We start from the raw sequence: 13,414 nt of genomic DNA, 5'->3' as shown, positions 1-13,414 counted from the left end.
ATCTCCGCATCACATGCCGGCAACATGGCCAGGCGCATCGTTCGCCGGATTCCCCCTTCCGCCGGTTTCCAATGTCTCTCCCCTTGCGCCTCGCCCTGCTGCCCACGCTGCTGGCCAGTGCGGGTGCCTTCGCCGCCTGCCCCGCGCCGCCGCCCGGCCAGCTGGACATCCGCGCGCTTGGCTACTACACCGACAAAGTCGGCTCGATCATCGACCCGGTACTGAACCAGCAGAACAAGGACGCCACTGCACCGCTGGACCGCTATGCCGCCGACGTGGCGCGCATGAGCGATGACTACCTGCGCAACGGTGACCCGGCAGCGGCACAGTGCACGCTGAGCTGGTTGGGTGCGTGGGCCGACGACGGCGCCATGCTCGGGCAGATGATCCGGGTCAATAACGATCAGTCGTTCTACATGCGGCAGTGGATGCTCGATGCGGTAGCCATGGCCTACCTGAAAGTGCATGACCAGGCCAACCCGCAGCAGCGTGCGCGTATCGATCCGTGGCTGCAGAAGCTGGCACGGGCCAATCTGGCGTACTGGGACAATCCGAAACGGCGCCGCAACAACCACTACTACTGGGGCGGGCTGGGCGTGCTGGCCACCGGCCTGACCACCGACGACGATGCCCTGTGGCAGGCCGGCCACGCCGCGTTCCAGAAGGGCATCGATGACATCCAGGACGATGGCAGCCTGCCGCTGGAGATGGCCCGCGGGCAACGGGCCCTGCACTACCACGACTACGCATTGGCGCCACTGGTGATGATGGCCGAGCTGGCGCGTCTGCGCGGCCAGGACTGGTATGCCAGCAGGAACCACGCGATCGACCGCCTGGCGCGGCGGGTCATCGAAGGCAGCAGGGACCCTGCATGGTTCAACCAGCACACCGGCGTTGCACAGCTGCCCCTGCAGGCCAGCGGCTGGGTCGAGTTCTACCGCCTGCGCTCACCTGACGGCGGCGTGTTCGATGCCGCGCATGCACGCGGCCCGTTCCACTCGCAACGGCTGGGCGGCGACCTTACGCTGATGGCCACGCAGGGCATCGTGCGCACGCCGCTGCGTTAGCAGCGCGCCTCAGCGGGCTTTCGGATGCAGCAGGCGCTGGAACTCGGCGACGGTGCACTCCTGAGCCGCGCACCCCGGCACACGCAGCACGACGCGGCCCGGCGGCTGCGCGTTGGCCAGCGGCAGCGCATCGCGCAGCTGCGCGGTGGTCGGGTAGACGTAGGCCAGGCGGATCCGTTCCACCCGGCTGTGGCGATCACGCCAGCGTTCGAACTGCAACAGGCCACCGATCGGTGTCTTCTCGTACTGCCCCGGCAGGCTGTAGTCGCTGATTCCCAACGCCGCCAGCACCGAGCCGATGTTGGAATCGTGACCGACCAGCAGGGTCACCTTCGGCGACGCCGGGTCGTCGAACAACGCATTCACTCTTGTCAGCAGCGGAGCGGCCACATCACGCGCCACCTCGGGCGTTCCGAACAGGATGTCCTGGTAGCGGTTGCGGATCTGCGCCAGCGCCTGCCATTGCGCCTCGGTGGTCAACCGGCCCCAGCCTTCGCGGGGGATGCCACTGCCCTGGTAGTGCTCCATCAACAAGGCATCGACCAGCCCGCTGGCCAGCGCCAGTGATCCGGACGCGCGGGGCTCCTTGCCCGGTTCCGTACTGAAGGTGGTATCGGCCAGTGCCAGATGGCAGTCGCTGTGCCCCTTGCATGCCGCCGACTGCGGATAGCGGGTGATCTCTTCCACCACGGACAGAGCCGGTGCCAGGTTCGCTGCGGCCAGCGCTCGCTGCATTGATTCCAGCGCGCGCGTGCGGAAGGTCGTGTCACCGTTGTGGATCACCGGATCGAACAACGGATCCATCGAGCCCAGCGGCATGCGCTGTTCGACCGAAACATGGCAGCCCGGGAAAGCACCGGCAACGAAGAACTGCGCGGTGGCCTGGGTGCGCTGCAGGCTGTTGGCGTACGCGTGGAAGTCATCCTCGTGCGGGCAACCCGACAGCGGCAACAACTGCGCCTGGCGCAGCCACTGGGCGATGTAGCGGCCCATGTAGACCTCCAGCACGCCTCCCTTGGTAGTCAGCTCGCCCGGTGCCACCTCCCAGCGCGGCCAAGTCTCAGGCGTCGCATTGGCCAGCGCGCCGGAGGCCACCACCGGCGCGCGCAGGTTGTGACGGCTGAGCAGGACGACCTGCTCGAGCTGGTCGCCGTCCATGGGTGCCGGCGCAGCCGTGGCAACCAGGCTGAGTGCCAGCAACAGGGAGCGCAGGGGGCGGATCATGCAGGTCTCCGGAAACACGCTGGGGTCAGAGCCCTTTCCTGCGGAAAGGGATCCGACCCCGAAGCGATCATTGATCGGCAGCAACAAATCCACCGGTCTGCCGCGCCCACAACCGTGCGTACAGGCCACCGGCCGCAATCAGCTCGGCATGGGTGCCGGTCTCCACGATGCGTCCCTGGTCCATCACCACCAGCCGGTCCATGCGCGCGATGGTCGACAGCCGGTGCGCGATCGCGATCACCGTCTTGCCGCCCATCAGCTCATCCAGGCTGTCCTGGATCGCCGCTTCCACTTCCGAGTCCAGTGCCGAGGTTGCTTCGTCCAGCACCAGGATCGGTGCGTCCTTCAGCAGCACGCGGGCAATGGCGATGCGCTGGCGCTGGCCACCGGACAGCTTCACGCCGCGCTCGCCGACATGTGCGTCGTAGCCGCGACGCCCCTGACCGTCCACCAGCGTGTCGATGAAGGCTTCGGCACGCGCCTTGGCCACGGCAGCGCGCAACTGCTCATCGGTCGCGTCTGGACGGCCGTACAGCAGGTTGTCGCGGATCGAGCGGTGCAGCAGCGAGGTGTCCTGGGTGACCACACCGATCTGCTGGCGCAGGCTTTCCTGGGTGACGTAGGCAATGTCCTGGCCGTCGATCAGGATGCGGCCGCTTTCCAGGTCGTACAGGCGCAGCAGCACATTGACCAGGGTCGACTTGCCGGCACCCGAAGGACCGACCAGGCCGATCTTCTCGCCCGGCTTCACCACCAGGTCCAGGCCTGCGATCACGCCACCCTTCTTGCCGTAGTGGAAGTGGATGTCCTGGAAATGCACGCCGCCACGGGTCACCTGCAACGGCACTGCATCCTCGCGGTCCTGCACGGTCAGCGGCTGGGCGATGGTCGTGATGCCATCCTGCACCGTGCCGATGTCCTCGAAGATGCCGTTGATGGTCCACATGATCCAGCCGGACATGTTGTGGATGCGGATCACCAGGCCGGTCGCCAGCGTGATCGCACCGACGGTGATGTGGCCGCCATTCCACAGCCACAGCGCCAGCCCACAGGTACCGGCGATCAGGAAACCGTTGACGATGGCGATGGTCAGGTCCATGCCGGTGGTCACCCGGGTCTGCGCGCGGTGCTTGACCGCCAGTTCCTGGATCGACTCGGCCACGTAGGCCTGCTCGCGCCCGCCATGGGCGAACAGCTTCAGCGTGGGAATGTTGGTGTAGCCATCGACGATGCGGCCCATCGCCTTGGAACGCGCTTCGGACGCAATCCAGGCCCGTTCCTTCGCGCGCGGCACGAAGTAGACCATGATCACCGCATAGGCCAGCAGCCACAGGATCAGCGGCACCATCAGCCGCCAGTCGGCCTGCGCGAACAGGTACAGCGCGGTGCCGGTATAGACCACGATGTACCAGAGCGAATCGACCATCTGCACCGCCGACTCGCGCAGCGAGGTACCGGTCTGCATCACCCGGTTGGCGACGCTGCCGGCGAAGTCGTTCTGGAAGAAGCTCAGGCTCTGCCGCACCACATAGTTGTGCATCAACCAGCGCGAGCGGTTGCTCAGGCCGGGCACGATGGCCTGGTTGACCAGCAGGTTGTGCAGGCCGACCAGGATCGGACGCGCGATGACCGTGATGAACAGCATCCAGCCCAGGTCGTTGGCATGGCGCTTGAAGAAGTCGGCACCGGGCTGCTCGGCGACCATGTCGACGATGCGGCCCAGGTAATCGAACATCGCCACTTCCACCAGCGCCAGCAGCAGGCCGGCGATGAGCGTGGCCAGCAGCACCGGCCACACCGGGCGCAGGTAGTGCAGGTAGAACGGCAGCACCTTGCGCGGAGGCATCCGCCCGTCCACGGGCGGGAACACCGGAATCAGGGATTCAAACCAACGGAACATCGCATTCCCTCGCCATCTTTAGCTGGCGGAGTATCCCATGCCGCATGTGTACGCCGGCCGACGATCGCTGCGGCTGCGGCTGCGGTCGTGCCGGCCGCTGGCCGGCACCCTTGCGACGCATCCGGGGATCATGAGGTCGCCGGCCAGCGGCCGGCACTACCCATCGGATTCGTCAAACGTCAGCGCCGGGCCACGCTCGGCGGCGTCATTTCACTGGGGTGAACAGCAGGTCCTGGAAATCGAAACTGAAATCGGTCAGGTCGGAAATCGGCTGCATGCGCACCTCGCGCACCTTGCCATCCGGGTCCAGGCTGAAGTTCACGAACGCGTCGGCGTTGAGCGAACGGTCGTCCCAGCGCACGATGAAGGTGTCGTGCTGCCAGTGCTCCAGGCGTCCGCTCAGCTGCGCGGTCTTGGCAAAGCGCAGGCGCAGTCCCTTGCCCTCGGCACTGACCTGCATGTCGCCATACCAGCGGTCGCGGAACGTGCCTGTGTAGCCGGCCAGCGCCAGCGACGGCCTGCTGCCCTTGTCGCGCGCGCTCTGGTGCTTGGCCCACGCCTCGTCGGCCTTGTCCTGTCCCTTGGCCACGGCCTTGGCATAGGCGTCCACCCAGTCATGCTTTTCACCGCCCAGGTAGGCATCGAGCACACTCAGGGTGATCGCATTGAACGCCGCGCCCACTTCCTGATTGGTCAGCACCACCACGCCCAGTTTCTCGCCCGGTACCAGGGTCAGCCGCGAAACCATGCCCGGCCAGCCACCGGTGTGCCAGACCAGCTTCTGCCCGCGGTAGTCGCTCAGGCTCCAGCCTTCGCCATAGCCGGCGAAGTTGGCCCGCGCCAGTGCCAGCTCCGGCACGCTCGGCGCCGGGATCGACTGCGGCGTGATCATCCGCCACATCTGCTGCTGGCTCTTCTCGGTGAACAACGGCGTGCCGTCGGCCAGTTTGCCTTCGGCCAGCTGCACCTGCATCCAGCGCGCCATGTCGTGCGCGCTGGAATAGATGCCGCCGGCGCCGGCATTGTTCGACCAGGTCAGCGGCGCGACGGTGCGCAGGTCCTTGAAATCGTACTTGGCGTGGCCGACCGCGGCCTTGTCGCCCGGCTTCAGGTGATCGGCGTTGTAGCGCGTGCCGGCCATGCCCACCTTGTCGAAGATGCGGGTCTGCAGGAACTGCTGGTAACTCATGCCGGAAACATGCTCGATCACCTGCTGGGCGACCGCGTACAGGATGTTGTCGTACGCATAGCCCTCGCGGAATCCACCCTTCAGCGGCACCTTGCCCAGCCGTTCCACCACTTCGGCATTGCTGTAGGAGGTGGTCGGCCAGAACAGCAGGTCACCGGCGCCCAGGCTCAGTCCGCTGCGATGCGACAGCAGGTCGCGGATCGTCATCTGGCCGGTCACGAACGGATCGGACATGCGGAACGACGGCAGGTGGTCGATCACCTTGTCGTCCATCTTCAGCTTGCCGTCCTCGGCCAGCAGGTTCAGCGAGGTGGCGGTGAACGCCTTGGTGTTGGACGCAATGGCGAACAGCGTATCGGCCTGCACCGGTTCCGGCTTGCCCTGCTCGCGCACGCCCCAGCCGCGCTCCAGCACCACCTCGCCATCCTTGACCACCGCCACCGCAATACCGGGCACGTCGAACTGCGCGCGCACGCGCTCGACGGTTGCATCCAGCTCCTGCAGCTGCGCCGGGGTGGCAGCGCTCGCCATGGTCGTGCACGCCAGCAGCACGGCTCCTCCAATCCAGGGTTTCATCCAGCACGATCTCCGAACAGGGGTGGCGGCCATGTGCAGGCCGTCACCGGGGTTTCGCGGGATGGTAACGTTCTGCGTTGCACCCTGCCCTGTGCCATAGGAGGGGTGTCATGGGCGAGAACGGCCAACCGAGCAGCGGCTCCACCATCATTCCGTGCCTGCGCTACCGCGATGCGCAGGCTGCCATCGACTGGCTGCAGCGCGCCTTCGGCTTCCATGCCCAGGCCGTCTACGCCGACGGCGATACGGTGTTCCATGCGCAGCTGACCTTCGGCACCGGCATGATCATGCTGGGCTCGGCCAGCAACCAGAGCGCGTGGAGCGAGCATGCGGCGATGCCTGATGAGGTCGGCGGCCGCCAGACGCAGAGTGCCTGCGTGATCGTCACCGATGCCGACGCGCACTACGCCCGGGCCAAGGCCGCCGGTGCCGGAATCGTCATCGACATCGCCGACCAGGACTACGGCGGCCGTGGCTATGCCTGCGCCGACCCGGAAGGCTACCTGTGGTGGTTCGGCAGCTACGACCCGTGGCGCGCGGACCACGGCCAGTGACCGCCGGAGCGATCCGCTGCGGCATCGGTGGCTGGGTGTTTCCCGAATGGCGCGGCGGCGTCTTCTACCCCGTGGGCCTGCCACAGCGTGAAGAACTGGCCCACGCCAGCCGTGCGCTGCGTTGCATCGAAATCAACGGCACTTTCTACCGCACGCCCACTGCGGCGCAGTGCGAGCAGTGGGCCGCACAAACGCCGGAAGGCTTCCGGTTTTCGATGAAGGCGCCACGCTACCTGGTGCAGCGCCGCGACCTGTCCAGCACGGTCGAGGCGGCCGCGCCCTTCCTGCAGGCGGCGACCGCGCTCGGTGACCGGCTGGGCCCGCTGCTGTGGCAGTTCGATCCACGGCATCCGGCCGACGCCGAAGCACTGGAACGGCTGATGGCACAGCTGCCGAAGCAGCTGGACGGGGTGCCGCTGCAGCATGCGCTGGAGGTCCGCAACGCCGAGGCACATGGCCCGGCACTGGTCGACGCCGCCCGCCGCCACGGCGTGGCGCTGGTGATCGAGGACAGCGACGAGGCGCCATTGCACGGCGATGTCAGTGCCGGCTTCGTCTATGCGCGGATCAAGCGCAGCCAGGCCCGCTTGAACGAGGGCCTGCCGGCGCCCGTGCAGCAGCGCTGGGCCGAACGCGCACGCCGCTGGTCACGCGGTGAACCAGTGGATGACCTGCCCTGCCTGGCCGCGCCAGCTCCGGAAACCCCGCGCGAGGTCTACCTGCTGTGCATCGGCGCGGGCAAGGCACGCAACCCGGCGGCGGCGATGGCACTGCAGCGGCGGGTTGACCAGGGCAGCGATCCCACACGCGGGTAGCGCTGCGACGTTCGCCTTGCCTCACAATAGGCGGATGAGCACACCCGACACCCGCAAAGCGCTGTGGCAGATCCACTTCTGTGTCCTGCTGTGGGGCGTCACCGCCATCCTCGGCAAGCTGATCACCCTGCCCGCATTGCCGCTGGTGTGGTGGCGCATGCTGCTGGTGACGGCGATGCTGGCCCTGCTGCCGCGGGTCTGGCGCGGGCTGCGCACCCTGCCCCTGCGGCTGGTGGCCGGTTACGCCGGCATCGGTGCGCTGGTCGCCCTGCACTGGCTGACCTTCTACGGTGCGGTGAAACTGGCCAATGCCTCGGTGGCCGCCACCTGCATTGCACTGGCCCCGGTGTTCACCTCGATCATCGAACCCTGGGTCGCCAAGCGGCCGTTCCAGCTACGTGAACTGGCGTTCGGCCTGGCGGTGCTGCCGGGTGTTGCGCTGGTGGTCGGTGGCGTGCCCGATGGCATGCGCCTGGGTGTCTTGATCGGCGCGATATCGGCGCTGCTGGTGGCGGTGTTCGGCTCGCTCAACAAGCGCATGGTCAGCCACGCCGATCCGCTCACGGTCACCGCCCTGGAGCTGGGGGCCGGCACCCTCACCCTGACCCTGCTGGCACCGCTGATGCCCTACCTGCTGCCAGCACTGGCCAGCCCGCTGTGGGTGGTCCCGAATCTGCACGACGGCATCCTGCTGCTGGTGCTGGCCGGGTTCTGCACGCTGCTGCCGTTCGCCCTGGCCCTGGTCGCACTGCGCCACCTGAGCGCCTATACGGTGCAGTTGGTGACCAACCTGGAGCCGGTCTATGCGGTGGTGCTGGCGGTGGTGCTGCTGCGCGAGCAGCACGAGGTCACCCCGTGGTTCTACCTGGGCGTGGCGATCATCGTCGGCGCGGTGTTTCTGCATCCGCTGCTGAATCGCCGCAAGCCGGTGCAGCACCCGGAAATCCTTGGCACGGCCGAAGCACGCAACATCGCCGATTGAGTGCATCCCCGCATTGCGTGGATCTACCGGATCCGGATCGATGTCTCAACGCTGCGGCCAATGCCAGGCCGGCGCATCCAGCAGGCCCTGCCCGCTCAGCAGCGTGCGGCCCTGTTCCTTGTGCAGATGCAGCGAGTGGCAGCCCGGCGCCTGCTCCAACGCCGCGATCAGCCGGCTGGCGTGTGACACCACCCACACCTGGCTGCGCGCACTGGCGGCGATGATCAGCCGCGCCAGCGCCGGCAGCAGGTCCGGATGCAGGCTGGTCTCCGGCTCGTTCAGCACCAGCAGCGGCGGTGGTCGCGGCGTGTGCAGTGCCGCGGCCAGCAGCAGGAATCGCAGGGTACCGTCAGACAATTCGGCCATCGACAACGGCCGCAGCAGCCCGGGCTGGTGGAATCGCAGGGCCAGTCGACCGTCCAGCTCTTCGAAGCCGACCGTGGCGCCGGGGAAGGCATCATCGACACTGCGTGCCAACGCAACCGGATCTCCGATCTCGAGAATGGTCACCCAGGCCGCCGCCAGATCCCGGCCGTCGTGATGCAGCACCGGCGTGCGCGTTGCCATCGCCGGTTGTCGCGCCGGGGCATCGGCGTCGCTGCGGAAATGATCGTAGAAGCGCCAGCGACGGATGTACTCACGCAGGGCGATGGTTTCCGGCATGCGCTGCGGATCGCCGACCTGGGTGAACAGGCTGTCGAACAGTGACAACCGGTCATCCACGAGATCCCAGCCGTGCGCATGGCGTTGCCGCACCATTGCCCCACGGCGATCGACCAGCAGGTTGGTGCTGCGCAGGAACGGCCCGGCCCAGATCGCCTCCGCCTTGATCTGCGGATCCAGTGCAAACGCGGAACGGCTGGGTGGCGGGTAGCCCAGGTCGATGGCATAGCCGAACTCGTCGGTGGTGAATCCCAGCTTCAGCCCCGCTGACGCCTGCCGGGGCCCTCCCTGCAGCGGGATCTCGCCGGCCGCGACCCGGCGATCGATGGATTCGGGGCCGGCCCACAGCGCCGAAGCAAGCCCGCCTTCGCGGGCCAGCACCGCCGCCACCCCGCCCTGGGCGGTTTCCGCCAGCAGGCGCAGCGCGCGGTACAGGCTGGATTTGCCACTGCCGTTGTCACCGGTGACCACGTTCAACGGCTGCAGCGGCAGTACCAGCCCGTGCAGCGAGCGATAGTGGGCGATGGCCAGGGTCTGCAGCATGGCTGGTGTCCGTGGAAACAAGGACGTCATGCTGGCTGGTTCTGATCGCAGGAGCTGCGACGCCAAGTGAAACGGGAAGAGCATCCACGCATGGCGTGGATCTACTGGAGCGGCATCGAATCATCCACGCGTCGCATGCGTTCAGCGCGCGAACCGCCGTGTTTCAGCCCGCCAGCTCCACCCGGTTGCGACCGTTGCCCTTGGCCCGGTACAGCGCCTTGTCGGCGCGCGCCAGCATCTCATCCACGCTTTCACCGGGCTGGTGCTGGGCCACACCAATGCTGATCGTGACCGGGAATCCCAGCGGCAGATCCGCCACGGCCAGGCGCAGGAACTCGCATTGCAGTTCGGCCGTGCGCAGATCAGTGCCCGGCATCACCGCCACGAACTCCTCGCCACCATAGCGCGCGGCCATGCCACGGCCGGCAAAATGCGAACGCAGCAGCACGCCCAGCTCGGCCAGTACCCGGTCGCCGGTGGCGTGGCCCTGGAAGTCATTGATGTGCTTGAAATGATCGATGTCCAGCAGGGCCACGCAGGCTACTCCCGGTTGCCCATCGATCTCCGCAACCGCCTCTTCCAGTGCCGCTGCCATCGCGCGGCGGTTGGGCAGGCCGGTCAGCGCATCGGTGCGGCTCTGTTCGGCCAGGTCGGCATTCTGCGCCAGCAGCACGTCCTGGTACTCCGACAGCAGGCGCTCGTAGTCATCGCGTTCCAGCATGTGCTTCTGGATGTCGAGCGCGAAACGACGCAGCTCCATCACCAGCATCACCTGCCGTGACAGCGCGGCCAGCGCCTCGGCCTTGTCGCTGGGCAGGTGCTGCGGCTGTGCATCGAACACGCACAGCGTACCCAGCGGCAGGCCATCGGAACTGATCAGCGGCGCACCGGCGTAGAAGCGGATGTGCGGGTCGCCGGTCACCACCGGGTTGTCGTGGAAGCGGATGTCCTGCAACGCATCCTCGACCACCATGATTTGGTGCGGCTGCAGGATGGCGTGGCCACACATCGATTCGCTGCGCAGGTTTTCCGCCGCGTCGATGCCCTGGATCGACTTGAACCATTGCCGTTCGACGTCAATCAGGGTCACCGCTGCCATCGAGGTACCGCAGACCGCCTTGGCGATCGCCACCAGGTCGTCGAATGACTTCTCGCGCTGCGAATCAAGGATCCGGTAGCGGTACAGCGCCTGGAGCCGAAGGGCTTCGTTGGCAGGCTTGTCGGGCTTGATCATGCAGCGTCACGTTCCGGCAGGTCACTGCAAAGTCTAGCTGATGCCGGCGCGTAAACCGCACGACGGGTAGTGCCGGCCGCTGGCCGGCATCCCGCGCTCTCTCGATGCCTGGAGCAGCCGGCCAGCGGCCGGCACTACCGCGTGTTACCAGTCCAGCTGCTTCGGCAGCAGGCCCTGCAGTTCCTGCTCGGTCAGGTTGCGCCACTGGCCCGGCTTCAGCGCGCCGATCTTGATGTTGTCGATGCGCACGCGGCGCAGCTGGGTCACGCGATAGCCGAATTCGGCGGCCATCAGGCGGATCTGCCGGTTCAGGCCCTGCTGCAGGGTGATACGGAAGCCGAACTTGGCGATGCGCGAGGTCTTGCACGGCAGCGTCATCTGGTCGTGGATGCGCACGCCGCGCGCCATGCCGCGCAGGAACTCTTCGGTGACCGGCTTGTTCACCGCCACCAGGTATTCCTTCTGGTGGCCATTTTCGGCGCGCAGGATCTGGTTGACGATGTCGCCGTTGCTGGTCATCAGGATCAACCCCTCGGATTCCTTGTCCAGGCGGCCGATCGGGAAGATGCGCTGTTCGTGGCCGACGAAGTCGACGATGTTGCCCTTGACCGAAGTTTCGGTCGTGCAGGTGACGCCTACCGGCTTGTTCAATGCGATGTAGACGTGGCGGCGGGCGCCGGGCTTGCGTGCCACGCGGGCGCGCAGCGGCTGGCCGTCGACCAGCACCTGGTCTTCCTCGCCCACCACCGCGCCGGTACCGGCCGGATGGCCGTTGACGGTAACGCGGCGCGCGGCGATCAGGCGATCGGCCTCGCGGCGGGAGCAGAAGCCGGTGTCGGCGATATGTTTGTTGAGTCGGGTGGTCATCGGCCCATTATCCGGCATCGCCGCCCGCTGCGCTTCATGCCAGGGCGGGCGGATCGAGCTCCTCGCCGTCGAAGACCCGGTTGCGGCCCGCCCGCTTTGCCACGTACATGGCATGGTCGGCGCGCCGCAGCAGCCCGGCCAGATCGTCCTCGCCCGGTCGCCACTGCGCCAGGCCGATGCTGGCGGTCACCTCCAGCCCCGGCACCTGCAGGGCCTGGCCAGCCTCGGTGATGCGCTGGCGCAGGCGGTCCAGCCGTGCCGACGCCGCCTCGCGCGGCATGCCGGGCATCAGCAGCAGGAACTCTTCGCCGCCCATCCGCACCACTTCGTCCTGGCTGCGCACCGCCGCGCGCAGGGCACGCGCCACCGCCACCAGCACCTGGTCGCCCACTGCGTGGCCGTGGCGGTCGTTGATGTCCTTGAACAGGTCGATGTCGAGGAAGCCGATCACCAACGGGCCGCGCTCACGGTCCACCCGTTCCAGATGGCGGGCCAGCTGCTGCAGTCCGGCGCGACGGTTGGGAAGCCCGGTCAGGCCATCGGTCTCGGCCAGCTGGCGAAGTTCATCACGCTGCTGGCGCAGCCGGCCCAGCCGCTGGTTCAACGCATACGCGGCCATCATCAACAGCCAGGTCACCGCCAGCTGCAGCGCCTCCACCCGGTATTCCAGCAGCCACGCCGCACCACAGGCATCGGCGATGATCAGTACCAGCATCGGTGCCAGCGCGGCCAGACCCGCCTGTGCCCAACGGTCGCCGCGCCAGCGTGCCCAGACGCCGACCATCAGTGCCAGGCCACATCCGGACAGATAGGACACCTGCAAGCCCTTCGCGACCCAGGCCAGATGCTCCCAGCGCAGCCACGGCACCAGCACGGCCAGCGCCATCAGGGTCCACAACACCGCCAGTTGGGCCGGGCGCGATCGAGGCAGCACGCGGTCGCCTCCGTTCAGCCGCCACAGCGCCGGCAGCACCAGTGCCTGGGTCGCAGCGGTCAGCGCCAGCAGCCACCAAGCGCCGTGCTCGCCCACCGGCAGCCAGGGTTCCGGATAACCGCTGAGCCCGCCGAGGATGGCCTGCCACAGCACCATCACGCTGGTGCCGGCGATGTAGACCAGGAAACTGCGGTCCCGGGTGGTCAGGAAGGCCATCAACGCCGACAGCGCCAGCGCGATCGCCACCGCGATGCAGGCCGCGCGCACCAGCAGGCGGGCGGTGTCGTTCTGCTGCACCGGGCTGGGCGCGCCCAGCCGCAGGGTCGGCACCCAACGTGCCTTCAGCGGTGTCTGCCAGGAGACCAGGAACGGCTCATGGCTGCCGGCCGGCGGCACGGCCACCAGGCCGATGCCAGCCCGGAAACGTGAATCGCGGGTGCGCGCATCGTGCATGTTGCCGCAGATCTCGCGGTCGCCATGCTGGACGCGCACTTCACCGGCAAAGACGTTGAACACGTCCAGCGCCTGCGGTTGCCCTGACCAGCCCTGCGGCGGAGCCGGTACCAGCACCTGCTGGCGGGCGCCGGACAGCATCTGCGGCGTGCATGCGCGGTGCGGCGTCGGCTCCTCGGTAGCGCCGCCGACCAGGAGATAATCATGGCCCGACACGGCCTCTGCAGCCTGAAGCGGCCACGGCAACGCCAACCACACCATCAGGACAGCGAGCACCGCTCCTGTTCCATACCGCCACTGCCTGCCGCCCACGCCACGTCCTGTTCCTGCTTACGTCCGCGCCCACTGCGCGCCGCCCCTGGCGCGCATTATCGCAGCCGGGCACGCCGCGCATGTGTAGACCAAAGTCGGCG

11 protein-coding genes are annotated in these 13,414 nt (G+C 67.5%); 4 read left to right on the top strand and 7 right to left on the bottom strand.

Features of this window, described 5'->3' with window-relative positions; translation table 11 throughout:
- Nucleotides 1-71 precede the first annotated feature (71 nt).
- On the top strand, nucleotides 72-1,067 hold the full coding sequence (locus AC5P6S_RS10895; RefSeq protein WP_308680292.1) for a polysaccharide lyase: 996 nt from the start codon (nucleotides 72-74) through the stop codon (nucleotides 1,065-1,067).
- Nucleotides 1,068-1,076: 9 nt separating this feature from the next.
- On the opposite strand, the gene agp is transcribed toward AC5P6S_RS10895, so the two are convergent.
- From agp to AC5P6S_RS10880, 3 genes are all read right to left on the bottom strand, one after another.
- On the bottom strand, nucleotides 1,077-2,291 hold the full coding sequence (gene agp, locus AC5P6S_RS10890; protein ID WP_495204611.1) for a bifunctional glucose-1-phosphatase/inositol phosphatase: 1,215 nt from the start codon (nucleotides 2,289-2,291) through the stop codon (nucleotides 1,077-1,079).
- 67 nt (nucleotides 2,292-2,358) lie between these two features.
- Entirely contained in the window at nucleotides 2,359-4,191 is a 1,833-nt protein-coding gene (gene smrA, locus AC5P6S_RS10885) for a multidrug efflux ABC transporter SmrA (RefSeq protein ID WP_012479597.1), read from the bottom strand.
- A gap of 205 nt (nucleotides 4,192-4,396) precedes the next feature.
- The gene (locus tag AC5P6S_RS10880; RefSeq protein ID WP_076739140.1) at nucleotides 4,397-5,956 is read right to left on the bottom strand and encodes a serine hydrolase; all 1,560 of its coding nucleotides are present in this window, start codon (nucleotides 5,954-5,956) and stop codon (nucleotides 4,397-4,399) included.
- A gap of 110 nt (nucleotides 5,957-6,066) precedes the next feature.
- Between AC5P6S_RS10880 and AC5P6S_RS10875 the strand changes: the two genes are divergently transcribed.
- Genes AC5P6S_RS10875 through AC5P6S_RS10865 form a run of 3 tightly spaced genes read left to right on the top strand, consistent with a single transcriptional unit; the run spans nucleotide 6,067 to nucleotide 8,307 of the window.
- Nucleotides 6,067-6,510, top strand: a complete 444-nt coding sequence (locus tag AC5P6S_RS10875; RefSeq protein WP_495204610.1) for a VOC family protein — start codon at nucleotides 6,067-6,069, stop codon at nucleotides 6,508-6,510.
- The gene (locus tag AC5P6S_RS10870; RefSeq protein WP_005412718.1) at nucleotides 6,507-7,325 is read left to right on the top strand and encodes a DUF72 domain-containing protein; all 819 of its coding nucleotides are present in this window, start codon (nucleotides 6,507-6,509) and stop codon (nucleotides 7,323-7,325) included. Before AC5P6S_RS10875 ends, AC5P6S_RS10870 begins: the two co-directional genes overlap by 4 nt.
- A 34-nt stretch (nucleotides 7,326-7,359) precedes the next feature.
- The gene (locus AC5P6S_RS10865; protein ID WP_012479593.1) at nucleotides 7,360-8,307 is read left to right on the top strand and encodes a DMT family transporter; all 948 of its coding nucleotides are present in this window, start codon (nucleotides 7,360-7,362) and stop codon (nucleotides 8,305-8,307) included.
- A 45-nt stretch (nucleotides 8,308-8,352) separates the two neighbouring features.
- Here the strand turns inward: AC5P6S_RS10865 and AC5P6S_RS10860 are convergent, their stop codons facing one another.
- The 4 genes from AC5P6S_RS10860 to AC5P6S_RS10845 all read right to left on the bottom strand — a co-directional run bounded on the left by AC5P6S_RS10860 (nucleotide 8,353) and on the right by AC5P6S_RS10845 (nucleotide 13,313).
- Entirely contained in the window at nucleotides 8,353-9,513 is a 1,161-nt protein-coding gene (locus AC5P6S_RS10860) for an AAA family ATPase (RefSeq protein WP_495204609.1), read from the bottom strand.
- Between the two features lie 163 nt (nucleotides 9,514-9,676).
- Nucleotides 9,677-10,747 carry a sensor domain-containing diguanylate cyclase gene (locus AC5P6S_RS10855; RefSeq protein WP_012479591.1) on the bottom strand — a complete coding sequence of 357 codons (1,071 nt, stop codon included), beginning with the start codon at nucleotides 10,745-10,747 and terminating at the stop codon, nucleotides 9,677-9,679.
- A 144-nt stretch (nucleotides 10,748-10,891) separates the two neighbouring features.
- Nucleotides 10,892-11,614 (bottom strand): pseudouridine synthase, encoded by a 723-nt coding sequence (locus tag AC5P6S_RS10850; RefSeq protein ID WP_495204608.1) that lies wholly within the window; start codon nucleotides 11,612-11,614, stop codon nucleotides 10,892-10,894.
- A gap of 34 nt (nucleotides 11,615-11,648) precedes the next feature.
- Nucleotides 11,649-13,313, bottom strand: coding sequence for a sensor domain-containing diguanylate cyclase (locus AC5P6S_RS10845; protein ID WP_049397500.1), 1,665 nt, complete (start codon nucleotides 13,311-13,313; stop codon nucleotides 11,649-11,651).
- Between the last annotated feature and the right edge of the window lie 101 nt (nucleotides 13,314-13,414).

The organism is Stenotrophomonas sp. YJH_SMC_119, from assembly GCF_059368315.1.
Note: the sequence above shows the minus strand (reverse complement) of the source record. Positions and strands in the feature narration are given on the sequence as shown.